Origin of the sequence: Neorhizobium sp. 2083 (assembly GCF_031455615.1) — a bacterium.
Classification (GTDB): Bacteria; Pseudomonadota; Alphaproteobacteria; order Rhizobiales; family Rhizobiaceae; genus Neorhizobium.
In genome coordinates this window covers 230,613-256,016 of sequence record NZ_JAVDTC010000002.1, presented here as the reverse complement: position 1 = coordinate 256,016, position 25,404 = coordinate 230,613, and the positions used below count along the sequence as shown (strand labels likewise).

The 25,404-nt window shown below is 63.5% G+C and carries 30 protein-coding genes; 18 read left to right on the top strand and 12 right to left on the bottom strand.

Annotated elements, in window-relative coordinates:
- Positions 1-23 precede the first annotated feature (23 nt).
- The 10 genes from J2X76_RS09355 to J2X76_RS09310 all read left to right on the top strand — a co-directional run bounded on the left by J2X76_RS09355 (position 24) and on the right by J2X76_RS09310 (position 5,958).
- The gene (locus J2X76_RS09355) at positions 24-881 is read left to right on the top strand and encodes an AraC family transcriptional regulator (protein WP_310215266.1); all 858 of its coding nucleotides are present in this window, start codon (positions 24-26) and stop codon (positions 879-881) included.
- Between the two features lie 229 nt (positions 882-1,110).
- Positions 1,111-1,818: an AzlC family ABC transporter permease gene (locus J2X76_RS09350; RefSeq protein WP_310215264.1), complete on the top strand. Its 708-nt coding sequence runs from the start codon at positions 1,111-1,113 to the stop codon at positions 1,816-1,818.
- On the top strand, positions 1,815-2,117 hold the full coding sequence (locus J2X76_RS09345) for an AzlD domain-containing protein (protein ID WP_113126631.1): 303 nt from the start codon (positions 1,815-1,817) through the stop codon (positions 2,115-2,117). The genes J2X76_RS09350 and J2X76_RS09345 overlap by 4 nt, the downstream gene beginning before the upstream one ends.
- 70 nt (positions 2,118-2,187) lie before the next feature.
- Positions 2,188-3,114 carry an allantoinase PuuE gene (gene puuE, locus J2X76_RS09340; protein ID WP_310215259.1) on the top strand — a complete coding sequence of 309 codons (927 nt, stop codon included), beginning with the start codon at positions 2,188-2,190 and terminating at the stop codon, positions 3,112-3,114.
- On the top strand, positions 3,111-3,608 hold the full coding sequence (gene uraD / locus J2X76_RS09335) for a 2-oxo-4-hydroxy-4-carboxy-5-ureidoimidazoline decarboxylase (RefSeq protein WP_113284077.1): 498 nt from the start codon (positions 3,111-3,113) through the stop codon (positions 3,606-3,608). The genes puuE and uraD overlap by 4 nt, the downstream gene beginning before the upstream one ends.
- A 68-nt stretch (positions 3,609-3,676) precedes the next feature.
- Entirely contained in the window at positions 3,677-3,967 is a 291-nt protein-coding gene (locus J2X76_RS09330) for a nucleotidyltransferase family protein (protein WP_113126759.1), read from the top strand.
- Positions 3,964-4,326 carry a DUF86 domain-containing protein gene (locus tag J2X76_RS09325; RefSeq protein WP_113126634.1) on the top strand — a complete coding sequence of 121 codons (363 nt, stop codon included), beginning with the start codon at positions 3,964-3,966 and terminating at the stop codon, positions 4,324-4,326. The genes J2X76_RS09330 and J2X76_RS09325 overlap by 4 nt, the downstream gene beginning before the upstream one ends.
- 29 nt (positions 4,327-4,355) lie before the next feature.
- The gene (locus J2X76_RS09320) at positions 4,356-4,856 is read left to right on the top strand and encodes an ureidoglycolate lyase (RefSeq protein ID WP_310215255.1); all 501 of its coding nucleotides are present in this window, start codon (positions 4,356-4,358) and stop codon (positions 4,854-4,856) included.
- Positions 4,853-5,209, top strand: a complete 357-nt coding sequence (uraH, locus tag J2X76_RS09315; RefSeq protein ID WP_310215254.1) for a hydroxyisourate hydrolase — start codon at positions 4,853-4,855, stop codon at positions 5,207-5,209. The genes J2X76_RS09320 and uraH overlap by 4 nt, the downstream gene beginning before the upstream one ends.
- Positions 5,209-5,958 (top strand): metallophosphoesterase family protein, encoded by a 750-nt coding sequence (locus J2X76_RS09310; RefSeq protein WP_310215251.1) that lies wholly within the window; start codon positions 5,209-5,211, stop codon positions 5,956-5,958. Before uraH ends, J2X76_RS09310 begins: the two co-directional genes overlap by 1 nt.
- Before the next feature lie 4 nt (positions 5,959-5,962).
- Here the strand turns inward: J2X76_RS09310 and J2X76_RS09305 are convergent, their stop codons facing one another.
- Complete coding sequence (locus J2X76_RS09305) at positions 5,963-6,199, bottom strand: type II toxin-antitoxin system HicB family antitoxin (protein WP_405030009.1); 237 nt, start codon at positions 6,197-6,199, stop codon at positions 5,963-5,965.
- A gap of 77 nt (positions 6,200-6,276) precedes the next feature.
- On the opposite strand from J2X76_RS09305, the gene J2X76_RS09300 reads away from it, so the two are divergent.
- Positions 6,277-7,023 (top strand): hypothetical protein, encoded by a 747-nt coding sequence (locus tag J2X76_RS09300; RefSeq protein ID WP_310215248.1) that lies wholly within the window; start codon positions 6,277-6,279, stop codon positions 7,021-7,023.
- A gap of 27 nt (positions 7,024-7,050) precedes the next feature.
- Here J2X76_RS09300 and J2X76_RS09295 read toward each other — a convergent pair whose 3' ends face one another.
- Together J2X76_RS09295 and J2X76_RS09290 are read right to left on the bottom strand one after the other, a co-directional pair.
- The gene (locus J2X76_RS09295; RefSeq protein ID WP_310215245.1) at positions 7,051-8,196 is read right to left on the bottom strand and encodes an alpha-hydroxy acid oxidase; all 1,146 of its coding nucleotides are present in this window, start codon (positions 8,194-8,196) and stop codon (positions 7,051-7,053) included.
- Between the two features lie 138 nt (positions 8,197-8,334).
- On the bottom strand, positions 8,335-9,309 hold the full coding sequence (locus J2X76_RS09290; protein WP_310215243.1) for a quinone oxidoreductase: 975 nt from the start codon (positions 9,307-9,309) through the stop codon (positions 8,335-8,337).
- 95 nt (positions 9,310-9,404) lie between these two features.
- Here J2X76_RS09290 and J2X76_RS09285 point away from each other — a divergent pair, with 95 nt between their 5' ends.
- Positions 9,405-10,262, top strand: coding sequence for a LysR family transcriptional regulator (locus tag J2X76_RS09285; RefSeq protein WP_310215241.1), 858 nt, complete (start codon positions 9,405-9,407; stop codon positions 10,260-10,262).
- On the opposite strand, the gene guaD is transcribed toward J2X76_RS09285, so the two are convergent.
- Together guaD and puuD are read right to left on the bottom strand one after the other, a co-directional pair.
- A complete protein-coding gene (gene guaD / locus J2X76_RS09280; protein WP_310215239.1) occupies positions 10,259-11,587 on the bottom strand; it encodes a guanine deaminase in 1,329 nt (442 codons plus the stop codon). The two genes, J2X76_RS09285 and guaD, sit on opposite strands and share 4 nt — an antisense overlap.
- Positions 11,584-12,810 (bottom strand): urate hydroxylase PuuD, encoded by a 1,227-nt coding sequence (gene puuD, locus J2X76_RS09275; protein ID WP_310215236.1) that lies wholly within the window; start codon positions 12,808-12,810, stop codon positions 11,584-11,586. The genes guaD and puuD overlap by 4 nt, the downstream gene beginning before the upstream one ends.
- 305 nt (positions 12,811-13,115) lie before the next feature.
- On the opposite strand from puuD, the gene J2X76_RS09270 reads away from it, so the two are divergent.
- Entirely contained in the window at positions 13,116-13,475 is a 360-nt protein-coding gene (locus J2X76_RS09270; protein WP_113126645.1) for a hypothetical protein, read from the top strand.
- 302 nt (positions 13,476-13,777) lie between these two features.
- On the opposite strand, the gene J2X76_RS09265 is transcribed toward J2X76_RS09270, so the two are convergent.
- Complete coding sequence (locus tag J2X76_RS09265; protein WP_310215231.1) at positions 13,778-14,674, bottom strand: LysR substrate-binding domain-containing protein; 897 nt, start codon at positions 14,672-14,674, stop codon at positions 13,778-13,780.
- A gap of 117 nt (positions 14,675-14,791) precedes the next feature.
- On the opposite strand from J2X76_RS09265, the gene J2X76_RS09260 reads away from it, so the two are divergent.
- A complete protein-coding gene (locus tag J2X76_RS09260) occupies positions 14,792-15,019 on the top strand; it encodes a hypothetical protein (RefSeq protein ID WP_310215229.1) in 228 nt (75 codons plus the stop codon).
- Between the two features lie 13 nt (positions 15,020-15,032).
- Here J2X76_RS09260 and J2X76_RS09255 read toward each other — a convergent pair whose 3' ends face one another.
- Entirely contained in the window at positions 15,033-15,965 is a 933-nt protein-coding gene (locus J2X76_RS09255; RefSeq protein ID WP_310215225.1) for a LysR substrate-binding domain-containing protein, read from the bottom strand.
- A 112-nt stretch (positions 15,966-16,077) separates the two neighbouring features.
- Here J2X76_RS09255 and J2X76_RS09250 point away from each other — a divergent pair, with 112 nt between their 5' ends.
- On the top strand, positions 16,078-16,323 hold the full coding sequence (locus J2X76_RS09250) for a hypothetical protein (RefSeq protein ID WP_310215221.1): 246 nt from the start codon (positions 16,078-16,080) through the stop codon (positions 16,321-16,323).
- On the opposite strand, the gene xdhC is transcribed toward J2X76_RS09250, so the two are convergent.
- From xdhC to J2X76_RS09225, 5 genes are all read right to left on the bottom strand, one after another.
- A complete protein-coding gene (gene xdhC / locus J2X76_RS09245; RefSeq protein WP_310215219.1) occupies positions 16,297-17,136 on the bottom strand; it encodes a xanthine dehydrogenase accessory protein XdhC in 840 nt (279 codons plus the stop codon). The genes J2X76_RS09250 and xdhC overlap by 27 nt on opposite strands.
- Before the next feature lie 186 nt (positions 17,137-17,322).
- On the bottom strand, positions 17,323-17,694 hold the full coding sequence (locus J2X76_RS09240; protein WP_310215217.1) for an endonuclease domain-containing protein: 372 nt from the start codon (positions 17,692-17,694) through the stop codon (positions 17,323-17,325).
- A gap of 10 nt (positions 17,695-17,704) precedes the next feature.
- The gene (xdhB, locus tag J2X76_RS09235; protein WP_310215215.1) at positions 17,705-20,041 is read right to left on the bottom strand and encodes a xanthine dehydrogenase molybdopterin binding subunit; all 2,337 of its coding nucleotides are present in this window, start codon (positions 20,039-20,041) and stop codon (positions 17,705-17,707) included.
- 190 nt (positions 20,042-20,231) lie between these two features.
- On the bottom strand, positions 20,232-21,704 hold the full coding sequence (gene xdhA, locus J2X76_RS09230; protein ID WP_310215212.1) for a xanthine dehydrogenase small subunit: 1,473 nt from the start codon (positions 21,702-21,704) through the stop codon (positions 20,232-20,234).
- A gap of 54 nt (positions 21,705-21,758) precedes the next feature.
- Positions 21,759-22,535 (bottom strand): 3-hydroxybutyrate dehydrogenase, encoded by a 777-nt coding sequence (locus J2X76_RS09225; RefSeq protein ID WP_113126655.1) that lies wholly within the window; start codon positions 22,533-22,535, stop codon positions 21,759-21,761.
- 68 nt (positions 22,536-22,603) lie between these two features.
- On the opposite strand from J2X76_RS09225, the gene J2X76_RS31590 reads away from it, so the two are divergent.
- The 3 genes from J2X76_RS31590 to glpK all read left to right on the top strand — a co-directional run bounded on the left by J2X76_RS31590 (position 22,604) and on the right by glpK (position 25,393).
- The gene (locus J2X76_RS31590) at positions 22,604-23,245 is read left to right on the top strand and encodes a YidB family protein (RefSeq protein WP_405030008.1); all 642 of its coding nucleotides are present in this window, start codon (positions 22,604-22,606) and stop codon (positions 23,243-23,245) included.
- A 60-nt stretch (positions 23,246-23,305) separates the two neighbouring features.
- Positions 23,306-23,761 carry a hypothetical protein gene (locus J2X76_RS09215; protein ID WP_113126657.1) on the top strand — a complete coding sequence of 152 codons (456 nt, stop codon included), beginning with the start codon at positions 23,306-23,308 and terminating at the stop codon, positions 23,759-23,761.
- 138 nt (positions 23,762-23,899) lie between these two features.
- Positions 23,900-25,393, top strand: coding sequence for a glycerol kinase GlpK (gene glpK / locus J2X76_RS09210; protein ID WP_113126658.1), 1,494 nt, complete (start codon positions 23,900-23,902; stop codon positions 25,391-25,393).
- The last annotated feature ends 11 nt before the right edge of the window (positions 25,394-25,404 follow it).

Below are 25,404 nucleotides of genomic sequence, written 5' to 3'. Positions count from 1 at the left end.
CGGAAATCTGCTATATCCGCGCGATGCAGAACGTCTCGCAGGAACAGGCAGCCGATTACATGCCGCTCGCCCAGGCGGAAACCACCCGCTTCTGGCGCGACAGCCGTTTCGGGGGCATGGAATGTCTGTCCGCCACATTCCTCACCCATGAATTCGCGCCACACGCGCACGACACGTTCAGCATCGGCGCCATCGAGCGCGGCGCCCAGATCGCGACGATCCGGGGCTTACGCGAAAGCTCGGGGCCGGGCGATCTCTATCTCATCAATCCCGGCGAGATCCACGACGGCGCGCCCGTCGAGGGCGGTTATCGCTACCGGATGATCTATCCGGACATGGCGCTGTTTCGCGAAATCCTCGAAGACGTCACCGGCAAATCCTTCCAGGGCACGCCGGCCTTCGGCAGGCAGATCCTTCACGACCAGGCGCTCGCCGACGCGTTTCACGAGGCGCACCGGACGCTCGAGGAAGGGGCGGGCGCTCTCGAAACCAGTCAGGCGATGTTCCTTGTGCTTGACGCGATGTTCCGCCGCCACGGCAGTTCGATCATCGTGCCGGCCGAGACCGCGGAGCGCACGGCGGTGCGCCAGGCCCGCGATTACCTGATCGAAAATTTCGCCTCCGATGTGGGGCTGGAGGAGTTGGCAACGGTCGCGGGTCTCAGCCGGGCGCATCTCATCCGCGCCTTCCGCAAGGAGTTCCACATCACCCCGCATTCCTTCCTCACCGACATCCGCATCCGCGCGGCGCGGCGGCGCTTGCGGGAGGGCGGCCAGCCGGCCGAGATCGCGCTCGAATGCGGCTTTGCCGACCAGGCGCATTTCACCCGGCACTTCAAGGCGCGTACCGGCCTGACGCCGGGGCAGTATCGCGCGCGCTGATCACTTTCGTTCAAGACGGCAGGTCTGGGCGCCTTTAAGCCCCTCACCCAGAGCGCAGCTTGCTGCGCTCCACCTCTCCCCGCAGGCGGGGAGAGGGGACGTGCCCCGCGCGATGTCGGAGTGAAACGGAGAGAGGGCGGCATATGTCCTTCTCCCCGCGTGCGGGGAGAAGGTGCCGGCAGGCGGATGAGGGGCAGACGCCATATCTACCCGAGATCAAGGTTATCGAATGAACGACAACACCAAACAGCAAGACTTCCTCGGCGGCATGCGCGCGATCTCGCCGCTGATCGCAGCGGTCATCCCGATCGGCCTCGTTTTCGGGGCGGTTGCGGCCACCAAGGGCCTGTCGCCGGCGGAAACGGCCCTGATGAGCGCGCTGGTGTTCGCCGGCGGTTCGCAATTCGTGGCGATGGATATCTGGACCCATCCGGCCTCCTGGACCGGCGTCGGGTTCGCAGCCCTCTTGGTCAACATCCGCCATGTGCTGATGAGCGCCTCGCTCGGCACCAGGATGGGCGGTTTCAGCCAGCCGGCGCGTTATCTCTCGATGCTGTTCCTCGCCGACGAGATCTGGGCGATGGCCGAGTTCCGGGCTAAGGTAGCAAAGCTCACGCCCGCCTGGTTCGCCGGCCTCGTCGCGCCCTTCTACCTCGCCTGGGTGCTTTCGGGGCTCGCTGGCGCTGCCCTCGGCGCCTTTCTCGGCGATCCGGTGGTGCTCGGGCTCGATTTCGCCTTTCCGGCCGTGTTCATCGTGCTGGTCATGGGCTTCTGGAAGGGGCCGGAGACCGGTGCCGTGCTGCTGGCGAGCGGGGCTGCCGCCGTCGCCACCCAGCATTTCGTGCCCGGCGTCTGGTATATCGCCGCCGGTGCCGTTGCCGGACTGGCAGCCGCCGTGCTCACCGGCAGGGCGCGGGGCGTGGAGGTGACGCCATGACCGTCGATCTCGCCACGCTTGCCGCCATCCTTGCCATGGCCGCCGCCACCGTGCTCACCCGCCTCAGCGGTCTCGTCCTCATCCGCCATGTCTCGCTCGAGGGCAGCCGCCGGAAGGCGATCGAATCGATCCCGCCCGCGGTGCTGATGGCGGTGGTCGCTCCGACCGCGTTTGCCACCGGGATTGCCGAAACCGTGGCCTGCGCGGTGACTGCTTTTGCGGCACTTCGCCTGCCGATGCTCGTTTCCGTGGCACTCGGGGTCGCCTGCGTCGCGATCCTTCGGGCGCTCGGCCTCTAGGCGACGTTTCCATCTCGACAGGGCCGGAAAGGGTGCGCTACCGTCCGGCCTCATTCGTCGAAGGTGATCCATGCAGGCAAAAGACTATCCGCGCGAACTCGTCGGCTACGGCCGCTCCACTCCCGATCCGAAATGGCCGGGCGGCGCCCATGTCGCCGTCCAGTTCGTGATCAACTACGAGGAGGGCGGCGAAAGCTCGATCATGGACGGCGATCCCGCCTCGGAAAACCTGCTGTCGGAAATCGTCGGCGCCGCACCCTGGCCGGGTCAGCGCAACCTCAACATGGAATCGATCTACGAATACGGCTCGCGCGCCGGCTTCTGGCGGCTGTGGCGGATGTTCACAGACCTCAAGGTGCAGACCACCGTCTATGGCGTGACACTTGCCATGGCCCGCAACCCGGAAGCCGTCGCCGCCATGAAGGAGGCGGGCTGGGAAATCGCCAGCCACGGCTATCGCTGGCTCGAATACAAGGATTTCCCGGAAGCCAGGGAGCGCGAGCACATTCTCGAAGCCGTGCGCCTGCATACCGAACTGGTCGGCGAGCGGCCCTACGGCATGTACCAGGGCAAGCCTTCCGACAACACGCTGAAACTGGTGATGGAGGAGGGCGGTTTCCTTTATTCGTCCGACAGTTACGCGGACGACCTGCCCTATTGGGTCAAGGGGCTCGACCAGAAGCCGTTCCTGATCATCCCCTATACGCTGGAAACCAACGACATGCGGTTCGCGACACCGCAGGGTTTTAACGCCGGCGACCAGTTCTTCACCTATCTCAAGGACGCCTTCGACGTGCTCTACCAGGAAGGCAGGGAAGGCGCTCCGAAGATGATGTCGGTCGGCCTGCATTGCCGTCTCGTCGGGCGGCCCGGCCGCGCCGCGGCGCTGAAGCGCTTCATCGAATACGTGCTCAGCCACGACAAGGTCTGGATCCCGCAGCGTCTGGAGATCGCCAGGCATTGGCACCAACACCACAAGCCGGCGGGCGCGCCATGACCGCCCGCGGGGATTTCGTCACGATGTTCGGCGGTGTGTTCGAGCACTCGCCCTTCATCGCAGAACGCGCCTACGACGCCGGGCTGATGCTGGTGCCGCTGTCGTCGAAGAGCGTACATGATGCGCTGACCTCGATCTTCCGCCGGGCAAGCCATGCGGAGCGTCTCGGTGTGCTGCGCGCCCATCCGGATCTTGCGGGCAAGCTGGCGATTGCCGGCGAACTCACCGAGGACAGCAGACAAGAACAGGCCGGTGCCGGGCTCGATCGCCTGAGCCCCACCGAGCACGCCCGGTTCACCGAACTCAACACCGCCTATACGGAAAAATTCGGTTTCCCCTTCATCATCGCGGTCAAGGGGCTGACCAAGGACGACATTCTGGCCGCCTTCGAGAAGCGCATCCACAACAGCGCCGAAGAGGAATTCGCGACCGCCACCGCCCAGGTGGAAAAGATCGCGCTCCTGCGCCTGCAATCGCTGCTGCCGGGACATTGAGGCCCTGGATGCTCCTTTCCCCCATCGTCTCCGTCGCTTATATTGGCGAGATCAGGAGTGACGCCATCATGAGACCGTCGGAAGTGCTGGAAAAGAACCGGGAAGCGATCCGCGAAGCGACAAAACGCTTTAACGCCACCAACCCGCGCGTCTTCGGCTCCGTGGCTCGCGGCGAGGACGGGCCGGACAGCGATATCGACATCCTCGTCGATGCGCTTCCCGGCACCACCCTGTTTGACCTTGGCGGGCTGCAGGACACGCTCGAAACGCTACTGCAAGTCAAGGTCGATCTTGTCACGTCCGGGGGCATCCGACATTCGATGCGCGACCGGATCCTGTCGGAAGCAGCATCCATATGAGTGCTGACCGCCTGAGGGAATATCTCGACCAGATGCACTCTGCAGCACTTCAGGCCTGCGAGTTCGTGGCGGGGATGGAGCAGGAAACGTTTCTCCGCGACATTCGCACGCAGATGGCGGTCGGCATGGCGTTGATCCTGATCGGCGAGAGTGCCGCCAGGATCATGACCCATCACCCGGACTTCCCCGTCGATCACCCGGAAATTCCCTGGTCGAAAATGAAGGGCATGCGCAATTTCGTCGTCCATGACTATTACGAACTGGAACTTCCTATCGTTCTGGATACGGTGAAGAACTCGCTGCCGCCGCTGGTTTCCCAGCTCGATTCCCTGCGCAACTGGCGTGCCCAGGGCGAATGATTGCAGCCGAATGACCGAAGGCGAACGACGTGACCGACTATCTTGAAATCCTGCCGCTGACCAGAGAAGCCTTTGCCCCGTTCGGCGATATCATCGAGGCCGATCCGGCAACCATGCGGCTGATCAACGGCGGAACGACCGAACGTTATCATGCGCTTGCCGAGCCGGTGGTGATCGGTGACCCCGAGCGGCTGATCTTCAGCATCTTCCGCAGCAAGCCGCGGCAGTTCCCTTACGCGGTCACCATGATGGAGCGGCATCCCTTCGCCAGCCAGAGTTTTTCGCCGATATCGGGCCAGCCGTTCCTGATCGCGGTTTCCCATGACGAAGACGGCCGGCCGGGCAAGCCGCAGGTTTTCCTCGTGCAGCCGCATCAGGGCGTCAACTACTTCCCGAAGGCCTGGCATCATCCGCTGATGGCGATCGGGGTCGTCAGCGATTTCCTGGTGGTGGACAGGGACAATACGTCCGCAAACTACGAGGAGTTCTTCTTCGAAACGCCCTACCTCATCGCGGAGCCCAGCCTGTGACCGGCCTCACCACCCATGTGCTCGACACTGCCAGCGGCAAACCGGCAGAGGGACTTTCGATCGATCTCTACCGGCTGAACGGCGAGGCGCGCGAAAAACTCAAGACCGTCGTCACCAATGGCGACGGCCGCGTCGATGGCGGCCCGATCCTGATCGGCGAGACGTTTGCGACCGGTGAGTACGAACTGGTCTTCCATGCAGGGGCCTACCTTCGTGCCCTGGGTGTCGCGCTCGCGGAACCGGCCTTCCTCGACGTGATCCCGATCCGCTTCGGCATTGCCGACACCACCGCGCATTATCACGTGCCGCTGCTGCTCTCGCCCTACGGTTATTCCACCTATCGGGGGAGCTGATGCGCTTTGCCGCGATCGCCGACATCCATGGCAACTGCGCGGCGCTCGAAGCGGTGCTCGCGGATATCCACGCGCAGGGCATTACCGACATCGTCAATCTCGGCGATTGCCTCAGCGGCCCGCTCGAAGCCGGGCGCACCGCCGACCTGCTGATCCTGCTCGATACGATAGCGACGCTGACCGTGCGCGGCAATCACGACCGCTACCTGATCGACAACCCGGCGGATGCGATGCCGTCATGGGAGGTGCATGCCTTTTCGCAACTGGCGCCCCGCCACCTGCAATGGCTGCGCAAGCTGCCGTTCAGCGCCGTCTACCGGGACGAGGCCTATCTCTGCCATGCGACGCCGCAATCGGATAATGTCTACTGGCTGGAGGGCGTGTCGAGCGAAGGCCATGTTTTCCTGAAGCCGCTGGACGAGATCGAGGCGCTGGCGCAAGGCATCGCGCAGCCGCTGATCCTGTGCGGTCACAGCCATGTTCCGCGGGCGGTGCAGCTCTCCGACGGCCGGCTGATCGTCAATCCCGGCAGCGTGGGGTGCCCCGCCTATGATGATGACGCGCCTTGTTTCCACAAGGTCGAGACCGGTCATCCGATGGCGTCATACGCGATCCTTGAAAAGACCTCGGCGGGCTGGATCCCGCAGTTCCGCAACGTATCCTACGATCACCTGGCCATGTCGCGGCTCGCCGCCGAGAACGGCCGCTCCGACTGGGCGGTGGCGCTCGCTACCGGCAGGGCGGGGTAGTCCCTCAACCGGCGTTGCGTTCCATCTCGCGGCTTGCGGCGCGCGCGAGGAAAGTCGAGCGCGACAGGCCCCGATCCGCGGCAAAGCGGTCGATCCGTTCCAGCACGTCTTCCGGCAGCGTGATATTGATGCGCACGGCCATGGCAGCGCGGGTTTTCAGCGTCACCAGGATTGCCAAAGCATCCAGGTTGAAGGCCAGGGCGATCGGCAGACGCTCATCCTCCTCCAGTGCCGTTTCCACGACTGACCGCTCCTCCTCGAAACCTTTCGGCAATCCTTCCCCTCGATAATTTCCGCGATTCGACAGGAGGGATCGTCATGGCCCAATCGCGCGGCAAATCCGGTTCTCGGCGCAAGAGTTCGCCCAAGCGGTCGTCGGGCTCCGGTTCGTCGCTGTGGCCCTGGCTCGGGACGCTGGCGGTGGTGGCGGGCGGCATTGCGCTTTACGAGAATTCCGCAGCGGCGAGGCGTTTCGTCACCGAACTGACGTCCGGCAAGCCGCCGGTTCAGCTCGCGGCGAAACCGGTGCCGGCCAGGCCCGTTCAGGCAAGCTCCGGGCCGTCGCACCGGCCGGTGACGCCCAAACCCGCAATCGCTCCCGACCAGAGCCACACCGCCGCGATCGTCCCGCCGGCGCCGATCGGAAAACCGATCCTCGAAGAGATCCAGAAGGCCGCGGAGCCGCCGAAGAGCAACGAAAGCCTCGCCGGCGCCTATGAGGCGAAATTCTATCTCTGCGGATCCGCCAAGCAGGACGACTGCGTCACCGCCGCCGACCGTTTCGTGTTCCACGGCCAGAAGATCCGGCTGGTCGGCATCGAGGTGCCCGACATCAAGAAGCCGCGTTGCGAGGCGGAACGGATCAAGGCGAGCGATGCGGAACTGCGGGTGCGCGCCTTCCTCGATTCCGGCCCGTTCGAGCTGGTCACTTGGCAGGGCAACGAGGACGAGGTCGAAGGCCACAAGCTGCGCGAAGTCACGCGCAACGGCCGCTCGCTCGCGGATGTCCTCGTCAACGAGGGACTGGCGAAACGGCCGGGTGCCGGCAAGGGCGGCTGGTGCTGAGGTAGCAGCGACCGCCCTCGGCGTTGATCAGAACGGCATGCTGGCCAGGATATTGCGGTCGATCGTCTGGATATCGCGCTTGCCGCACAGCGCCATGGTGATGTCGAGTTCCTTGCGGATGATTTCGAGCGTCGTCGTCACGCCTTCCTTGCCCATGGCGCCGAGGCCGTAGAGGAAGGGACGGCCGATATGGGTGCCGCGGGCGCCGAGCGCGACCGCCTTCAGCACGTCCTGGCCCGAGCGGATGCCGCCATCCACATGCACCTCGATCCGGTCGCCGACGGCTTCGATGATCTTCGGCAGCATGCTGATCGATGAGGGCGCGCCGTCGAGCTGCCGGCCGCCATGGTTGGAGACGATGATCGCATCGGCGCCGGTATCGGCAGCGGCGCGGGCATCTTCCTCGTCGAGAATGCCCTTGATGATCATCTTGCCGCCCCAGAGATCCTTGATCCAGCGGATGTCGTCCCACGAAAGCCGCGGGTCGAACTGTTCCGCCGTCCAGGCGCCGAGGGAGGAGAGGTCGGAGACGTTGCTCGCATGGCCGACGATATTGCCGAAACCGCGGCGTTTGGTGCCGAGCATTTCCAGGCACCACCTCGGGCGCGTGGCGAGCTGCAGGGCGGCGTTCAGCGTCGGCTTCGGCGGGGCGGCGAGGCCGTTGCGCAGGTCCTTGTGGCGCTGGCCGAGAATCTGCAGGTCGGCGGTGACGACCAGCGCCGAGCATTTTGCCGCCTTGGCGCGGCCGATCAGCCGTTCGACGAAGCCGCGGTCCTTCATCACGTAGAGCTGGAACCAGAAGGGTTTGGTGGTTACCGAGGCGACGTCCTCGATCGAGCAGATGCTCATGGTCGAGAGCGTGAAGGGCACGCCGAATTCTTCCGCCGCCTTGGCGGCGAGCATCTCGCCGTCGGCATGCTGCATGCCGGTCATGCCGGTCGGGGCAAGCGCCACGGGCATGGCAGCCTTTTCGCCGATCATCGTGGTTTCCAGCGTGCGGTTGGTCATGTCGACCAGAACCCGCTGGCGCAGCTTGATCCTCGAGAAGTCTTCCTCGTTCGCCCGGTAGGTGCCCTCGGTCCAGGCGCCGCTGTCGGCATAGTCGAAGAACATCTTCGGCACACGACGGCGGGCAAGTTTCTTGAGATCGGCGATGGTCAGCGGCTTGGACATCGATATTCTTCCTCCGGATGCTAGGCAGACGAGTAGCATATCTTCGCGGCTCCGCCAGAGGAATGTCGAGCGATATCGCGCGCTGTTTCGCCTCAGTTTATCTTCCGGGCGTGTGGTTCTGCGCGATATCGCCTGCCGTCACTCGGGGATAAGCAGCAGGCTGCCGGCTGCGCGGCCGCTTTCCAGGAATTCCTGTGCCCTGGCTGCCTCTTCGAGCGGATATTCTGCCGCGACGGCCGCGGTGATGCCGCTTTCGATTGCGGCAATCGCTGCTTTCGCCGCCTCGCGATAATTGGCCTGGTCGATGGTGAAGGCAAGAATGCTGGGATGCGACAGGGCCTTGCCCGGCCTGAGCCGGTCTACATCGACCGGCGGGATCGGGCCGGCGGCCTGACCTATGGTTACCACGGTGCCGAACGGCCGGACGCTGTCGATCGTCTTGGCCAGCACAGAACCGCCAACTCCGTCATAGCCGACATCGACGCCGCGTCCGTTCGTCCGGGACTTGACCTCGCCCACCAGATCCGCGTCCCGCCCGACGATCAGGTGATCGGCGCCGTAGCTGCGGGCCAGTTCCGCCTTTTCCTGCGAGCTTACGGTTCCGATCACCGTCGCTCCGAGTTCCTTGGCCCATTTGACCAGGATCGCGCCGAGACCGCCCGCAGCTGCGTGGACCAGGACGGTGGTGCCGGCGCCGACAGGGTAAGTCTTGGAAAGCAGCATATAGGCCGTCATCGCTTTCAGCAGCGAGGAAGCCGCCGTCGCGGCGTCGATCTGCGGCGGAAGAAGGATGGCCCGCTGCGCCGCCAGCGTCCGGCGCGTTGCGTAGGCTCCGATCGGGGCGCCGCAATAGGCAATCCGATCGCCGACCTTCAGATCGGCGACGGCGGAGCCGACGGCTTCCACCGTGCCGGCCGCCTCGACACCGATCACGGCGGGATAGGATGGCAGCGCGTAGATCCCCTTGCGGTGATAGATATCGACGAAGTTCATGCCGATCGCATCGTGCCGCACGACAATTTCGTCCTCCTTGGGCGTCAGCTGAGGCTGTTCCAGGATCTGCAGGTTTTCCAACCCGCCTGGGGAGGTCAGGCTCACCAGGATATTCGCCATCGTCATTCTCCATGTTTGAGGCGGGGTCAGGATGAGCCTTTGCCTATTGTTTGAAAATTCCCTATTCATGGACAATGGATGGGAAAAAATTGACAATGCTCGACTGGGAAAACCTCCGCTACTTTCTGGCGCTCTCGAACAGCGGAACGTTGCTCGGCGCCGCCCGGACACTCGGCGTGGAACACGCGACCGTCAGCCGCCGCGTGGCGCTTCTGGAGGAGCAGCTGCAGGCCAGACTGGTCGATCGCCGCGGCCGGAAGATCACGCTGACGGTCGAGGGCGAACGCATTGCCGAACTGGCGCGGCGGATGGAGGAACAGGCTCTCGCCACCGATCAGGCGAGGCTCAAACAGGACCGGCTGGCCGGTACGGTGCGCATCAGCGCACCTCCGGCACTTTCGGACTTTCTGTTGCCGGAGCCGATCGCCATGCTTCGCCGGCGTCACCCCGAGATCGAGATCGTCGTTGCCGGCGAAAAGCGCTATGCGTCCCTCAACCGTCGGGAGGCGGACATTGCGGTGCGTCTGGCCCGTCCCGAACAGGGGGATCTTACCGTCATGCGGATCGGCAGCGTTCGGTTCGATTTCTATGCGTCGCCGTCCTATCTTGCCGAGACGCCGCAAGAGCAATGGAGCTTCATTTCTTACGGCGAGGACATGGACACGTCCCCGCAGCATCGGCGGCTTCTCGATATCGCGGGAGGACGGCGTGTCGGCCTGAGGGCCTCGACGCTGGAATTCCAGCGCGCAATGGCCCGGGCGGGCGGCGGGATCGCCATCCTGCCCGATTTCTTCGTCGGCGCCGGCGACGGGCTGGCCCTTGCGCTGGTGGAGGACGAACCGGTGACGCGCGACATCTGGCTCGTCGTTCACTCGGATATCCGCGACGTTCCGATTGTCCGGGCTGTCATGGAAGCGATCAAGGAGGGGGCCCGGCGGCGGGTGGGCGGTTAGGTCCTGACCTGGATCGCGTCGAGCGCGCCCTTCATCGCTTTGCCCGCCACATAGGTCTCGACCACGGCGCGGTCGTCGCCCATGGTCTGCAGCAGGAACAGTTCTTCCGGCAGTGTCTTCACCGTTTCCATCCGCAACCGCATGGCCGGTGTCGATGCCGCGTCCAGTACCACGAGGTCGGCGGCGGTGCCCGGTTCCAGCGTGCCGATGTCGTCCGCCATCGACAGCGCCTCGGCATTGCCCCTCGTCATCAGGTAAAAGCTCTCGAGCGGGTTGAGGCGCTCGCCGAGCAACTGCTGGATCTTGTAGGCCTCGTCCATGGTGCGCAGCATCGAATAGCTGGAGCCGCCGCCGATATCGGTGGCGACCGCCACCCTGACGGGCTTGTCACGCCGCATCAGCGATTTCATCGGGAACAGGCCGGAACCGAGGAAGAGGTTGGAGGTCGGGCAGTGGACGGCGACGGCGCCGGCTTCCGAGAGCGCATCGGCTTCCCGTTCGGAGAGATGGATCGCGTGCCCGAGCAGCGTCTTTTTGCCCAGCAACCCGTAACGGGCGTAGATGTCGGTATAGTCCGTGGCCTCCGGATAGAGGTCCATCGTGTAGCGGATCTCGTCGTGGTTTTCGGAAAGATGGGTCTGGATGTGCAGGTCCGGAAACTCTTCGGCCAGCGCCTGGGTCGCCTGCATCTGGCCCGGCGTCGAGGTGATCGCGAAGCGCGGCGTGATCGCCACGTGATTGCGTCCCTTGCCGTGCCAGTCGGCGATCACCGCGCGGGTTTCGTCATACCCCATTTCGGGCGTGTCGAGCAGGCCCTGCGGCGCGTTGCGGTCCATCATCACCTTGCCGCCGACCATGCACATGCCGCGCTTCAGGGCTTCGGCGAAGAATGCGTCGGCCGAGGTCTTGTGCACCGAACAGTAGGCGACCGCCGTCGTGGTGCCGTGGCGCAGCAGTTCGTCGTAGAAATGGGTCGCGATACGGGCCGCGTGCTCGCTTTCGACGAACCGGCATTCCTCTGGGAACGTGTAGGTGTTCAGCCATTCCAAGAGATTGGCGGCATAGGAGGCGATCACCTGCATCTGGGGGAAGTGCAGGTGCATGTCGATGAAACCCGGCATGATCAGGTGCGGCCGGTGGTCGATCTCCTCGATCCCCTCCGGCGCGATGGCCCTGACGGTTCCATAGCTGCCGGCCACGGAAATCCTGCCGTCCTCCATCAGCAGCGCACCGTCGCTTTCATAGAGGTAGCTGTCTGTGTCGGTCAGGGAGAGGGGCGCGCGCTTGAAGGAGAGCAGGCGGCCGCGGATCAAGATCTGGGTCATCGGGATATCGCGCTTTCATACCATGCCACCAGCAGCTTGCGCTCTTCCGGCGAGATGGCGGTGACATTGCCGGGCGGCATGGCGTGGCTGCGGCCGGCCTGGATATAGATTTCCCGCGCATGCGCGGCGATTTCGGCATCCGTCTCCAGCCTGACGGATTTCGGCGTGAAATTGACGCCTTCGTAAACGGGCTCGGCCGCATGGCACATGGAACAGCGTGCCTGCACGACATCCCTGGCTGCGCCGAAATGGGCGTTGGCCGCGAATTTCTGGGCCACCGGGTTCATCGAGGTCTCAGCCTCGCCGGTCAGCACTTTCGGCACGGTCGAGAGCCACATGATAACGATGAACAGCAGCACCGTCACCAGCCAGGTCCAGGTCGGCTTGCCCTTGCGGGCGTGGGTGGTGTTGAACCAGTGCCTTATCGTCACGCCCATCAGGAAGACCAAGGCGGCGATCACCCAGTTGAAATGGGTCGCGAACGCCAGCGGATAATGGTTCGACAGCATGAAGAAGATGACGGGCAGCGTCAGGTAGTTGTTGTGGAGCGAACGCTGCTTGGCGATCGCGCCGTATTTCGGATCCGGCGTGCGGCCGGCGATCAGGTCCGCGACCACGATCTTCTGGTTGGGGATGATGATGAAGAAGACGTTGGCCGACATGATCGTCGCGGTGAAGGCGCCGAGATGCAGGAAGGCGGCGCGGCCGGAAAACACCTGCGTGTAACCCCAGGCCATGGCGATCAGCACCAGGAAGAGCAGCGCCATCAGGCCCCAGGTGTTGTTTCCGAGCGGCGACTTGCAGAGCAGGTCGTAGACGATCCAGCCGACCGACAGGGATGCCAGCGACAGGACGATCGCCTGCCAGGGGGCGAGGTCCATCACGGTGCGATCGATCAGGAACAGGTCGGCTCCGCCGTAATAGACGATGCAGAGCATCAGGAAGCCTGAGAGCCAGGTAAAGTAGCTCTCGTATTTGAACCAGGTCAGGTGTTCCGGCATCTGCGCCGGCGCCACCAGGTATTTCTGCACATGGTAGAAACCGCCGCCATGTACCTGCCATTCTTCGCCATAAACACCGGCCGGCAGATTGGGGCGTTTGGTCAGCCCGAGATCGAGCGCGATAAAATAGAACGACGAGCCGATCCAGGCGATCGCCGTGATGACATGGAACCAGCGGGCGGCGAAACTGAGCCACTCCCAGGCGACGGCATATTCATACATTCAGTCTTCCCCTTTTTGCCCCCGACTCGTTACTGTGGGGAAAAAACCGGGCCAAGGGAAGAGGGGCCGCCTCGAACACTTTTTTGTCCCGCTACGGAACTGCGACCATCGACTTCGAGTTCCTCCGGGCTATCCTTCCGGGATTGGCAATAGTAGCATGTTCTGAATTGTGCATCGCGATAAGTTAGGGTTAGTTGGTCGAGCCGACTCACGTATTGTGACAATTGCAAGTCAGCCGGCGAAAGCTTGGTAATGCGTGCGGTTTGAGCCGGTGATGGGGGCATTCATCAACGGAGACTAAGCTCATGCGTGGTATTCTGACAGGTGTGATGATTGCGTATGCGTCCTGCGTCCAGGTTGGTTCGGCCAGTGCCCACGAGGCACACAGCGCGAGCGGTGTGACCTGGAAATATGACGGCTTCTGTTGCAATGGCGACAACCATACCGGCGACTGCCAGATGATCGCGACCAAGAACGTCAAGATCATCGACGGTGGCTACGAGATCATCCTGGGTCCCGGCGATCATCGGCTGATCACCCGCCCGCATGATTTCAAATTGCCGCAGAGCCAGGCCCGGCGGAGCCAGGACGAGGAATATCATCTCTGTCTCTATCCGACCGAAGATACGCTGCGCTGTTTCTATGCGCCGGATATGAGCTATTAGCCGCTGCCGGCGGCCAGGAGATATGTTCAGCCAGTTTTCCGTCCAGCAAAGCGGCGGATAGAAAACTGACTGCAAGTTCAGAACCCTGACTGCTAGAGCGTTTCCTTGTTGGATTGAAACATTCTGTGGCTCAAGCGGGGTCGATCTGGCGGCCCGTTTGAGCCAACCCGAAGGGCCGCATCTTTCCGCCGGGATCAAAGGCGATCGGCTTGGACGTACCATCAGGTATGCCCTGCGCCAATCGCCTTGGCCCCAACGAAAACCTGCTCCGGCAGAATGCTTCAATCCAACAAGGAAACGCTCTAGTCCCGGAATGTCGGCATGGTTTTCCGCATGAAGTCGCGGAAGGCGCGGATTTTCTTGCCGTTCCTGCGGGCTTGCGGGTAGACGAGCCAATAGTCGCTACCGTCGTCGCTCAACACGTCGAACGGCTGGATCAGCCGGCCGAGCGCCACATCGTCTGCATAGAATTCGGGTTTCAGGATCGCGACCCCCTGACCGGCAATCGCCGCGGCCGCCTCGAAGGCCTGGGCGCCGAACCTGCTTACCGGACGGCCGCCGAGATCGACATCCGGCATGCCCGCCGCCGCGAACCAGATTTTCCACCAGGGATCGCCGGGATCGATGATCCTCAGCTTCAGGATGTCCGCCGGCGTGTTGACGCCGCCGATCGTCGCCGCCAGCTGCGGGCTCAGCATTGGCGTGAAATGGCTCTTCTCGAGGAAATGCGCCTTGAGGCCCGGCCAGTCGCCCTTGCCGGTGCGGATCGCCACGTCGGCCTCGGTCTTGGAAAAGTCGATCATCTCCTGTGAGGTCTCCAGCCTGACCGCGATGGTCGGGTTCTCGAGCTGGAACGATCCCAGATGGCGTGCCAGCCAGCGCGAGGCGAAGGTGGCGGTCGAGTGGATGATGAGTGTCCCCTCCGACGTGTCGTGAAGCGTGGCGAGCGCATCGCCCATGATCGCGAAAGCTTCGGCGATCCTCGGGGCCAGCTGCTCTCCTGCCTCCGTCAGGGAGACCTGACGCGGCCGGCGCAGGAAAAGTTGCTCGCCGATCGTGTCCTCCAGCAGCTTGATCTGGTAGCTCACCGCCGTCTGCGTCAGCCCGAGTTCCTCGCCGGCCCTGGTGAAACTCATCAGCCGGGCGGCGGATTCGAACACCCGAAGCGCGTTCAGCGGGAACTGTTTCGACATCTTCATGGATAAGTTCTCTTGATCCGTACAGGCGGTAATTCGATTGGATTGCCGATATTTTCCGGCGCAACTTACCTCCATACCGATCAAATGAAAACGGGGTATCCCCGTTGGAGCAAGAAGATGTTTTCCAGCTTCAATCTGCCCTTCGAATGGCTTCTGCCGCGGTTCGGCCTGGCAAAGGCGATCCGCTTTCGGCTGGCGGTGCGCCGCAACAGCCTTGATCTTGAGGAAATGCCCGCGTCCTGGCAGCGCGACCTCGGCCTTCTAGATGGCCGCGACCGTCGCGGCGCGCCGGACGAGGGCGCGTTTCGCGCGACGCGGATGATCTATTCGCAGCGAAGCCTTTGATCGCGGTTCTAGACTATTGTACCGCCGATTGGGCAAGGACACCTGGCGCCCTTGCCAGATCCAGCGCAACAGTCGCTTCAATCCATGCGGCGAAGGCCTTGATCTTGGCCGCATTCTTACGCGCAGGCGGATAACACAGCCAGTAGGTCTTGGTGTCGCTGAGGGCAAGATCAAACGGTTGCACAAGGCGTCCGGAGGCGAGTTCCGCCTGAAACAGGAAGGGGCTGAGCATGGCGACGCCATGGCCGGCGATCGCCGCATTCGCCTCCAGATCCAGCGCGCCATAAGCGTCCAGCTGCATTTGCCTGATGCCGATGGGATCGAGGCCGGCGGCCCGGAACCAGTCGTTCCAGAGCCCCTTGCCGTTCGAAATCCACGGCGCCTTCATCAGGTCGGCGGGCGTCTGAATGCCGCCGACGCTTTCGGCGAGTTGCGGATTGAGCATGGGCGCGTAGGTAAGGCGTAATATCGGATGGCAGATCAAGCCGTCCCAAGGGTTTGCCCTAATGCGGATCGCCACGTCGGTCGGTTGCGGATATTCCCCGTCATGGGCACCGCTGCGCACGAGCCGCACGGCGATATGCGGATGTTCGAGCTGAAATTCGCCGATATGCCGTGCCAGCCAATGAGACGCGAAGGTGGGCGGGGAGTGGATTTCCAATGTCTCCTCCGTCGTGCCGCGCGCTTCCTGCACCGCTTCAGACAGAAGGGAAAAAGCCTCGGCCACTTTCGGCAGGAGATTGCGGCCGGTTTCCGTCAGTTGCAGCGCCCGCGGTCTTCGCAGGAACACCGCGTCGCCGAGATAGTCCTCCAACAGCTTGATCTGATAGCTGACCGCCGTCTGCGTCATGCCGAGTTCTTCGGCGGCGCGGGTAAAATTCTCGAGGCGGGCGACCGCCTCGAAGACCCTGAGCGCATTGAGCGGAAAACGGCGCGACAGTTTCATCGATAAGTTCTCTTTATCGCCGGCCACTGTATTTGAATTGGAATTCCCAGGCAATCGGGCGCATCGCTGATCCCACCCAATCAGGATCGTTTATCGATGTGGAGCGACCACCATGCCGTCCGCAGATGCCCATTCCGTGCCCTTGAACTCCGCGTGTTCGGGAAAGTCCGGCCGCCCGGATGTCTCAGGGCCGCTTCGCCGGTTTTTCCACCGTCTCTTCAAGGGCCGTTCGCAGATAGAGGCATTGCCGGACGACCTGCGCGGCGATCTCGCCCTGCCGCAGGCCGTGCTGGAAAGCCGCACGGAGGCGTTCTGGGGCGCAAAATGCCGTTCAAGTGCTCGGGACCTGCCGCTTTGACTGCTGGTCCTGGCGGGCGGCGTAGGTTGCGATGAGTTCCGCCGCCACCAGCGCGGCGATCACCGCCGGGCGCTTGTCCTTCACCGCCGCGCCGCCGATCGGCAGAACCAGGCGGGACATCATCCCGTCGCTGTCGTCATCGCCCTGCCGCTTCAGCCAGTGCGAGAACGTCGCCCGTTTGGTCAGCGAGCCGATCATGCCGACATAGGCGAGATCGGTGCGTGCAAGAGCCCGCTGGGCGATCAGGAAATCCAGCGCATGGTCATGGGTGAGAATGATCGCCGCCCCGCCTGCCGGGATTTTGTCGATGAAGGCTTCCGGCATGGCGGTCAGGTGTCTTGCCGTATTTTCCGGCAGGTCTTCCAGCGCCTCGGCGCGGGTCTCGATGACGGTCACCGCAAAGGGCAGGGGAACCAGCGCTTTTGCGAGCGCCTGACCCACGTGGCCCGAGCCGAACAGCGTGACCGCCGGCCGGTCGTCCTCTTCCTCGCGCAGGCGCCGTTCCAGCATATCGGCGAGCTCCGGTGTCAGCGGCCGGAAGGCAAGCCGGGTATGGCCGCCGCAGCACTGGCCGATCTCCGGCCCGAGCGGAATGTCCATCGCCGTCTCGCCGCGACCCGCCAGCATCGCCCGGGCATTGTCGATCGCCATATATTCGAACTGCCCGCCGCCGATCGTGCCCCAGATCGCCGTATCCGCGACCAGCATGAAGGTGCCGGCTTCGCGGGGGGTGGAACCCTTTGCCTCGCGGATTTCGACGAGGATCGCGTGCGGGTGGGTGGTGATAAAAGCTGTCAGGGAGAGGTCGCGCACTGGATACCCCCCTCTGTCCTGCCGGACATCTCCCCCTCAAGGGGGGAGATCGGCAAGAGGCGCTGCCTTGCCCAGCTATCAGCCCTATCGGTGCCCCATGCCATTGAGAGGGAGTGGGAGCTGGCCACATCCGATCTCCCCCCTTGAGGGGGAGATGCCCGGCAGGGCAGAGGGGGGTAGCAACATCTACGCAAAGCGCTCGATCCCGATAATCCGCAGAAGGTGCATGCACACATCGTCGATATGGCGGTACACTTCGTCATTGGTAAACCTTACCACCTGCCAGCCAAGCGAGGCCAGTTTCTCATCCCTCGCAGCGTCCCGGCCGATGTTCTGATCGAATGAATGGCTCGCACCATCGACCTCGATAATCAGCTTGTGCTCCGGGCAGGCAAAATCGACGATGTAACCGGCGATCGGCATCTGCCGCCGGAAGCCGATCCCCATCAGGCGATGAGCGCGGACCGCATTCCAGAATTTCAGCTCCGCTTCGCTCAGCGCCCGGCGCATGGTCCGGGCGTTTTTCCGATTGGCGTCGCGGACATGGAAATGCGGCATGCGCGCTCCATCACATCGCCTTCAGCCGCTCGACCGCCATCAGCACCCGTTCCGGCGTTGCCGGCGCGTCGAGCCTCGGGCAGACGGAATAATCCGCCACGCTTGCCACCGCCATCGACAGAGCTTCCAGCACGGAGATCGCCAGCATGAACGGCGGTTCGCCGACAGCCTTGGAGCGGCCGATGGTGGGCTCGGCGTTTTCTGCCCATTCGGCGAGCTTGACGTTGAAAATCTTCGGCCGGTCGGAGGCGAGCGGGATCTTGTAGGTGGAGGGGGCGTGGGTGCGCAGGCGGCCCTTGGCGTCCCACCACAATTCCTCGGTGGTCAGCCAGCCCATGCCTTGAACGAAGGCGCCTTCCACCTGGCCGATGTCGATCGCCGGGTTCAGCGACTTGCCGACGTCGTGGAGAATGTCGGTGCGGTCGACCATGTATTCGCCGGTCAGCGTGTCGATCGAGACTTCCGACACCGCAGCGCCATACGCGAAGTAATAGAACGGCCGTCCTCTACCCGCCTTGCGGTCCCAGTGGATGCGCGGCGTCTTGTAGAAGCCGGCGGCCGACAATTGCACGCGGTCGTAATAGGCGGCCCGGATGAAGGTGTCGAAAGGCACGATCTCGCCGCCGATGCGCAGCCGGTTCGGCAGGAACTCGACCTTGTCGCGGCCGACCTTCCACTGGCGCATGGCGAAATCGATCAGCCGTTCCTTGATCTGGCGGGCGGCGTCGTAGGCGGCCATGCCGTTCAGGTCGGTACCGGAAGAGGCGGCAGTCGCAGACGTGTTCGGCACCTTGCCGGTGGTCGTCGCGGTGATCTTCACCCGGTCGATATCGACCTGGAACGTATCGGCCACCACCTGCGCCACCTTGGTGTAGAGGCCCTGGCCCATTTCGGTTCCACCATGGTTCAGGTGGATCGAGCCGTCATTGTAGATATGCACCAGCGCGCCCGCCTGGTTATAGGCGGTCATGGTGAAGGAGATGCCGAACTTCACCGGCGTCAGCGCGATGCCCTTGCGGATCACCGGGCTCTGCGAATTGAACTCCAGGATCGCCTGCCGGCGGGCCTGATACTCGGAGGAAGCCTCCAGCTCGTCGACGAGGCGGGCGATGATATTGTCCTCGACGTCCTGGTGATAGGGCGTCATCGTCCGGTCGGAACCGCGCTGGCCGTAGAAATTCAGCTTGCGGATATCGAGCGGGTCCTTGCCGACCGCATAGGCGATCTCCTCGATGATCCGCTCCCCACCGAGCATGCCCTGCGGCCCGCCGAAACCGCGAAACGCGGTATTGGAGACGGTATGGGTCTTCAGCGGTTGCGAGGTCAGGCGCACATGCGGATAGAAATAGCTGGAATCGGCGTGAAAGAGCGCGCGGTCGGTGACCGGGCCGGAAAGATCGGCGGAAAAACCGCAGCGCGCCGCATAGGTGGCATCGACCGCATGGATGCGACCTTCCTCGTCGAAGGCGACGTCGTAATCGACCCGGAAATCGTGGCGCTTGCCGGTGATCGACATATCCTCGTCGCGGTCGGGGCGGAACTTTACCGCCCGCTTCAGCTTCCTGGCCGCGACGGCCGCGAGCGCCGCGAACTGGTTGCCTTGCGTTTCCTTGCCGCCGAAACCGCCGCCCATGCGGCGGGTCTGGACGGTCACCGCATTGTTGGCGACGCCCAGCACATGCGCCACCATGTGCTGAATTTCGCTCGGATGCTGGGTGGAGGACCAGACGGTCACCTCGTCGTCTTCGCCCGGAATGGCGAGCGCGATATGGCTCTCCAGGTAAAAATGCTCCTGGCCGCCGATATACATGTGGTTCTGGACGCGCAGCGGCGCCTTTTCGATCTCGGTTTCCGGCTCGCCGCGCTTCAGCGTCATCGGCTCGACGACGTAAGGCGCGTCGTTCTCGCGGGCGCTGTCGATATCGGTCCAATGGGGCAGGTCGCGGTATTCGATCTTCGCGAGCTTCGCCGCCCGGCGAGCCTGGTCGCGGGTTTCGGCGATGACGGCGAAGACGATCTGGCCGTGGAACTGCACGGCGGTGGTCGCCAGCAGCGGCTCGTCGTGCTGGCCGGTCGAGGCGACGTCGTTGAAGCCCGGAACGTCTTCCGCGGTGATTACCCAGACGACGCCGGGTGCGCTTTTGACCGCCGAAAGATCGATCGAGACGATCTCCGCATGCGCCCGGTCGGCAAGCCCCAAGCCGCCATGCAGCGTTCCTGCGGGTTCGGGAATATCGTCGATATATTCGGCGGTTCCGGTGACGTGCTTATGTGCTGAATCATGTTTCAGCGAGGTGTGCATCGGGCCGTTGATGAGCGGCTTGTTGTCGAACGTGGTCTTGTCCATCAGCAGAGGCCTCCAATCCGGAGGCTGCCCCTCATCCGGCTGCCGCCACCTTCTCCCCGTAGGGACGGGGAGAAGGACGCAAGCCGCATCGGCATCGCCTCAATCGCTGACGGTGAGCGGGGCACGTCCCCTCGCCCCGCAAGCGGGGAGAGGGCTAGGGTGAGGGGCCGGTTCACGGTGTTTACCATTTTCACGCCTCCTCCAGCTCGAACCGGCGGAGTTCCGCGGGCGCTCCGGCGGTTTCCAGGAAGAAGCGGGTCAGCAGGTTCCTGGCGGTGAGGCTGCGGTATTCAGCCGTCGCCCGCCAGTCGGTCAGCGGCTGGTAATCCTCGCCGAACGCATCGCGCACGGCCGAGACGGTGCCCCAGTTCCACACCTCTCCGAGAAGCGCATCCTCGACGTGTTTCGCCCGTTTCGGGGTCGCCGCCATGCCGCCGAAGGCGATGCGGATCTTTTCGACCTTGCCGTCGGCATCGAGCGTCAGATGGAAGGCGCCGCAGAGCGCGGAGATGTCCTCGTCGCGGCGCTTGGAGATCTTGTAGACGGCGAAATGGCTGCCTTCGGCCGGGCGCGGCACGAAAACCTTCTCGACGAATTCGGTCGGCAGCCTGTCCTGCTTGCCGTATGCGAGGAAATAATCCTCGAGCGGTATGGTACGGCGGCCGGAATGGGAGCGCAGCGTCAGCTCGGCGCCGAGCGCGATCAAGGGCGGCGGGGTGTCGCCGATCGGCGAGCCGTTGGCAATGTTGCCGCCGATCGTGCCCATGTTGCGCACCTGCTGGCCGCCGATCCGGTCGATCAGCCGGCCGAGCGGCGGGATCTCGTCCACGAGAACATCGAATGCCTGGGCATAACTGACGCCGGCGCCGATGGTGATACCGGCCTCCTCGGAGGTGATCGACTGCAGCTCGGTCAGATGGTTGATGAAGATGACGGGGTTCAGAAGCCGCATCTGCTTGGTCACCCACAACCCGACATCGGTCGCGCCGGCAACGATCGTCGCCTCCGGTTCGTCGGCGAGGATATCGGCGAATGCTGCGACCGAGGCCGGCACGATCGAGCGGGCGCCATCCTTGGCGATGATGATGGTGTCGTTGCCGGAATGGATGCCCCAGAGCTTGGCCATGACCTGGATGCGGTCGCTCTCCAGCGGGTCGAAGAGCGAGCTCGGCCGGCTGGTGGAGATGTGCTCGGCCGCCTTGACGATCGGCTCGTAACCGGTGCAGCGACAGAGATTGCCCTGCAGCGCGCTTTCGATTTCGGCGCGCGTCGGCGTGCCGTTCGAGAGCCACAGGCCGTAGAGCGACATCACGAAGCCGGGGGTGCAGAAGCCGCATTGCGAGCCGTGGAAATCGACCATCGCCTGCTGCACGGGATGCAGCGCGCCGTCGCGTCCTGCCAGGTGCTCGATGGTGACCACATGCGTGCCGTGCAGAGATCCTAAGAACCGGATGCAGGCGTTGACGCTTTCGTAGCGCAGGCCGTGTTCCGTCAATCGCCCGATCAGCACCGTGCAGGCGCCGCAGTCGCCTTCCGCACAGCCTTCCTTGGTACCTGTCAGCCGCCGCCTCAGGCGAAGATAGTCGAGAAGGGTTTCCGTCGGGCCGAAATCTCCAAGGGTGACCTCATCTCCATTCACGATGAAGCGGATGGCTTCGCTCATTTTTCTCCTTCGTCCGCCGTTGCCGGCTCTTGTAGTCCGTTCCGGTTGGCCCGGTTATTGGGCGGTCCAGCCGCCGTCGATCGAGATATGCGTGCCGGTAATGCTTCTGGCCGCATCGCTGGCGAGATAGATCGCCGCCTGCGCGACCTCGTCGATCGCCACGAATTCCTTGGTCGCCTGCAGCTTCAGCATCACCTCGGTCTTCACCTGGTCCTCGGTGATGCCGCGCTCGCGGGCGGTGTCGGGGATCTGCTTTTCGACCAGCGGCGTCAGCACGTAGCCCGGACATATCGCATTCACGGTAATCCCGAATTCGGCAAGTTCCAAGGCCGCCGTTTTGGTTAGTCCTAAAATACCATGTTTGGCAGCTACATAGGCGGATTTGAACGGCGAGGCGACCAGCGCGTGGGCCGAGGCCACGTTGATGATCCGGCCCTTGCCGGAAGCCTTCATCAGAGGGATCGCGTGGCGCATGGTATGGAAGGCCGAGGTCAGGAGGATGGCGATCAGCTGGTCCCATTTTTCCGGCGGGAATTCCTCGATCTTGGCCACATGCTGGATGCCGGCATTGTTGACCAGCACATCCACGGTGCCGAAGGTTTTTGCCGCGGTGGCGATCAGGTCCTCGATCTCGGCCGGCCGGGTCATGTCTGCCCCATGATAGAGCACGCGGCCGGAGCCGAGCGCATCGAGTTCGCTGCGCGTCGCCTCGATCGCATCGGCCGGCCCGAAGCCGTTGATCACGACATTGGCGCCTTCGGCCGCAAACGCCTTTGCAACGCCGAGCCCGATGCCGCTCGTGGAGCCGGTGACGACGACGGTTCTGCTCATGCCCAAATCTCCCTGCGATCCAGCCTTCCGGGCGGCGTTCTTGTGCGCCGCAATGGTCAAGGCAGGTTATGCGCAAATTTCGCCCTCTTGCAATCGGCATCGTCGATCTCGAGCGCCGGGCGGATGCCCGCCATCGCCGGCGAGGGAAGGGCGCGGCGGCGTCGTCTCAACATCGCTGCCGCCGCCGGGCGCCCCCTGGAGCAACGGCAGGTCGAGGCTCTCGATCTGGCCGCGGTTTGCCGCCAAACAGCGGTCACAACTCGCAGGAAGAACTTGCCGGGGGAGGCTTATTGATGATGACACAAAAAAACCGAGCTGCTATTGTTCCAACGGCGCCGGACGGACAGACCTGGGAGGGTCGGATGGGATTGTTTGATGGCCTTGGAAGCGTGATCAGCGACGCCCTGGGCGGCAGGCCGGTCAATTTGCTGGCGGTTGCCGAAAACATCTTTCAGAATGCCGGCGGCGTCAACGGAATCGTCGCCCAGCTCAACCGGGCGGGCCTCGGCGACCAGGTGGCGTCGTGGATCGGCACCGGTTCCAATCTTCCCGTCTCCGCCGAGCAGATCAGGTCGGCTCTTTCCTCCGAGCAGGTACGCGGTCTGGCAAGCGCGCTCGGCATCGATGTCGACCAACTGCCTCAGCTTCTCGCAGATCACTTGCCGACCGCGATCGACAAGGCGAGCCCGAACGGGGTTCTCCCGTCCTGACGGGGGAGCCGTGCATTCTTCGCTTCACCCTATTGGCAACTCACAGCTTCAGGCAAAACCATGTACGGAAAACTGACTTTCCTCGCCGCCGGCACCCTTCTCGGCGCCCTTGCCCTGTCTTCCCCCGCCAGCGCGCTGACGATGAAGGAATGCAGCACGAAATATCAGGCCGCCAAGACGGACGGTTCTGCAAAGGACATGAAGTGGAATGATTACCGCGCCAAGTTCTGCGGCGCCGATGCCGCCGCCGCGGACAAGCAGGACGAGGACGACGTGGTCAAGACCACGGAAAAAGAACCGGAAAAGTCCACGGTCAAGGCACCGAAGAGCGTGACCTTCCCCAAGGCGGTCGACAAGAAATACGCAAGCGAGACGCCTGCCAAGGGCCGCCTCAAGACCTGCGTCGACTCCTACCATGTCAACAAGGAAGCCGGCACGCTCGCCGACCTCAAGTGGATACAGAAGGGCGGCGGTTACTGGAGCCTGTGCAACACGGCTCTGAAGGGCGGCGCCTGATCGCTTAATCGTATTCCGGCGTCCAGCATGCCGGCGGACAGGGGAAAGGCGCGCCGCGCCCTTCCTTTCCGTTTGACAGGCTTTTGCCGTTTCTGTTCAAACCAGTTCCCAAGCATTGCGTGAACTGGGAGGGACGGCATGGCGGGATATGTTCTGGCGATCGATCAGGGGACGACCTCGACGCGGGCGATCGTGTTTGACGGTGACATGCGGATAGCCGGCATCGGCCAGAAGGAATTCACCCAGATCTTCCCCAAATCCGGCTGGGTGGAGCATGATCCGGAAGAGATCTGGGCGACCGTGCTCTGGGCCGTCGAGCAGGCCCTGCGGGAAGCCAAGCTGAAAGCCTCCGACATTGCCGCGATCGGCATCACCAACCAGCGTGAGACCGTCGTCGTCTGGGAACGCGAAAGCGGAAAACCGATCCATAACGCCATCGTCTGGCAGGACCGTCGCACCGCCAGCTATTGCGAGAAGCTGAAGCGGCAGGACCTCGAAAAGCTGTTCACCCGCCGCACTGGCCTGCTGCTCGACCCCTATTTTTCCGGCACCAAGCTTTCCTGGATGCTCGCCAACGTCAAGGGTGCACGGGCGAGGGCGGCCAAGGGGGAGCTTTGCTTCGGCACGATCGACACGTTCCTGATCTGGCGGCTGACCGGCGGAAAAAGCTTCGTCACCGATGCGACCAATGCCTCGCGCACGCTGATCTACAACATCGCCGACAACCGCTGGGACGAGGACCTGCTGGAAATCCTTCGCATCCCCGCCGCCATGCTGCCCGAGGTCAAGGATTGCGCCGACGAGTTCGGCATTTGCGACGAAAGCCTGTTCGGCGCGGCGATCCCGATCCTCGGCGTTGCCGGCGACCAGCAGGCGGCGACGATCGGCCAGGCCTGTTTCGAACCGGGCATGATGAAATCCACCTACGGTACCGGCTGTTTCGCGGTGCTCAACACCGGCGCCGACATGGTGCGGTCGAAGAACCGGCTCCTGACCACCATCGCCTACCGCCTCGATGGCGAGACGACCTATGCGCTGGAGGGCTCGATCTTCATCGCCGGGGCCGCCGTGCAATGGCTGCGCGACGGGCTCGGGATCATCGAAAGAGCGTCGCAAACCGGGGAGTTGGCGGAAGAAGCCGATCCTCAGCAGGAGGTTTACCTGGTGCCCGCCTTTACCGGGCTCGGCGCGCCCTATTGGGATGCGGAAGCCCGCGGCGCCATGTTCGGCCTGACCCGTGCGACGGGGCCTGCGGAAATCTCCCGCGCTGCGCTCGAGGCGGTCTGCTACCAGACCCGCGACCTTTACGACGCGATGCAGAAGGACTGGCGCAACGCCAACGGCAGCACGGTGCTGCGCGTCGACGGCGGCATGGTCGCCTCCGACTGGACGATGCAGCGGCTCTCCGACCTGATCGACGCGCCCGTCGACCGGCCGACCATCCTCGAGACGACAGCGCTCGGGGCCGCATGGCTTGCGGGCTCGAAGGCGGGGGTGTGGCCGGACCGGAAAGCCTTCGCGAAAAGCTGGGCGCGGCAGCGCCGATTCGAGCCGCAGATGGACGAAAAGACCCGTTCTGCGAAGATTCGCGGCTGGAAGGATGCTGTCCGGAGAACATTAACAAATGCGTAAGTACTTATTTT

Excerpts from the sequence above, each read along its gene's own strand:
- J2X76_RS09270 (WP_113126645.1), top strand. The coding sequence starts at position 13,116 with ATGCGTGGTATTCTGACAGGTGTGATGATTGCGTATGCGTCCTGCGTC.
- xdhB (WP_310215215.1), bottom strand. The coding sequence starts at position 20,041 with ATGGACAAGACCACGTTCGACAACAAGCCGCTCATCAACGGCCCGATG.
- J2X76_RS09285 (WP_310215241.1), top strand. The coding sequence starts at position 9,405 with ATGCTCGACTGGGAAAACCTCCGCTACTTTCTGGCGCTCTCGAACAGC.
- J2X76_RS09225 (WP_113126655.1), bottom strand. The coding sequence starts at position 22,535 with ATGAGCAGAACCGTCGTCGTCACCGGCTCCACGAGCGGCATCGGGCTC.
- glpK (WP_113126658.1), top strand. The coding sequence starts at position 23,900 with ATGGCGGGATATGTTCTGGCGATCGATCAGGGGACGACCTCGACGCGG.
- J2X76_RS09330 (WP_113126759.1), top strand. The coding sequence starts at position 3,677 with ATGAGACCGTCGGAAGTGCTGGAAAAGAACCGGGAAGCGATCCGCGAA.
- J2X76_RS09260 (WP_310215229.1), top strand. The coding sequence starts at position 14,792 with ATGTTTTCCAGCTTCAATCTGCCCTTCGAATGGCTTCTGCCGCGGTTC.
- guaD (WP_310215239.1), bottom strand. The coding sequence starts at position 11,587 with ATGACCCAGATCTTGATCCGCGGCCGCCTGCTCTCCTTCAAGCGCGCG.
- J2X76_RS09215 (WP_113126657.1), top strand. The coding sequence starts at position 23,306 with ATGTACGGAAAACTGACTTTCCTCGCCGCCGGCACCCTTCTCGGCGCC.
- J2X76_RS09345 (WP_113126631.1), top strand. The coding sequence starts at position 1,815 with ATGACCGTCGATCTCGCCACGCTTGCCGCCATCCTTGCCATGGCCGCC.
- J2X76_RS09310 (WP_310215251.1), top strand. The coding sequence starts at position 5,209 with ATGCGCTTTGCCGCGATCGCCGACATCCATGGCAACTGCGCGGCGCTC.
- puuD (WP_310215236.1), bottom strand. The coding sequence starts at position 12,810 with ATGTATGAATATGCCGTCGCCTGGGAGTGGCTCAGTTTCGCCGCCCGC.
- J2X76_RS09265 (WP_310215231.1), bottom strand. The coding sequence starts at position 14,674 with ATGAAGATGTCGAAACAGTTCCCGCTGAACGCGCTTCGGGTGTTCGAA.
- J2X76_RS09300 (WP_310215248.1), top strand. The coding sequence starts at position 6,277 with ATGGCCCAATCGCGCGGCAAATCCGGTTCTCGGCGCAAGAGTTCGCCC.
- J2X76_RS09350 (WP_310215264.1), top strand. The coding sequence starts at position 1,111 with ATGAACGACAACACCAAACAGCAAGACTTCCTCGGCGGCATGCGCGCG.
- J2X76_RS09355 (WP_310215266.1), top strand. The coding sequence starts at position 24 with ATGCAGAACGTCTCGCAGGAACAGGCAGCCGATTACATGCCGCTCGCC.
- J2X76_RS09250 (WP_310215221.1), top strand. The coding sequence starts at position 16,078 with ATGCCGTCCGCAGATGCCCATTCCGTGCCCTTGAACTCCGCGTGTTCG.
- xdhA (WP_310215212.1), bottom strand. The coding sequence starts at position 21,704 with ATGAGCGAAGCCATCCGCTTCATCGTGAATGGAGATGAGGTCACCCTT.
- J2X76_RS09240 (WP_310215217.1), bottom strand. The coding sequence starts at position 17,694 with ATGCCGCATTTCCATGTCCGCGACGCCAATCGGAAAAACGCCCGGACC.
- J2X76_RS09290 (WP_310215243.1), bottom strand. The coding sequence starts at position 9,309 with ATGGCGAATATCCTGGTGAGCCTGACCTCCCCAGGCGGGTTGGAAAAC.
- J2X76_RS09325 (WP_113126634.1), top strand. The coding sequence starts at position 3,964 with ATGAGTGCTGACCGCCTGAGGGAATATCTCGACCAGATGCACTCTGCA.
- J2X76_RS09255 (WP_310215225.1), bottom strand. The coding sequence starts at position 15,965 with ATGAAACTGTCGCGCCGTTTTCCGCTCAATGCGCTCAGGGTCTTCGAG.
- puuE (WP_310215259.1), top strand. The coding sequence starts at position 2,188 with ATGCAGGCAAAAGACTATCCGCGCGAACTCGTCGGCTACGGCCGCTCC.
- uraD (WP_113284077.1), top strand. The coding sequence starts at position 3,111 with ATGACCGCCCGCGGGGATTTCGTCACGATGTTCGGCGGTGTGTTCGAG.
- J2X76_RS31590 (WP_405030008.1), top strand. The coding sequence starts at position 22,604 with ATGCGCAAATTTCGCCCTCTTGCAATCGGCATCGTCGATCTCGAGCGC.
- J2X76_RS09295 (WP_310215245.1), bottom strand. The coding sequence starts at position 8,196 with ATGTCCAAGCCGCTGACCATCGCCGATCTCAAGAAACTTGCCCGCCGT.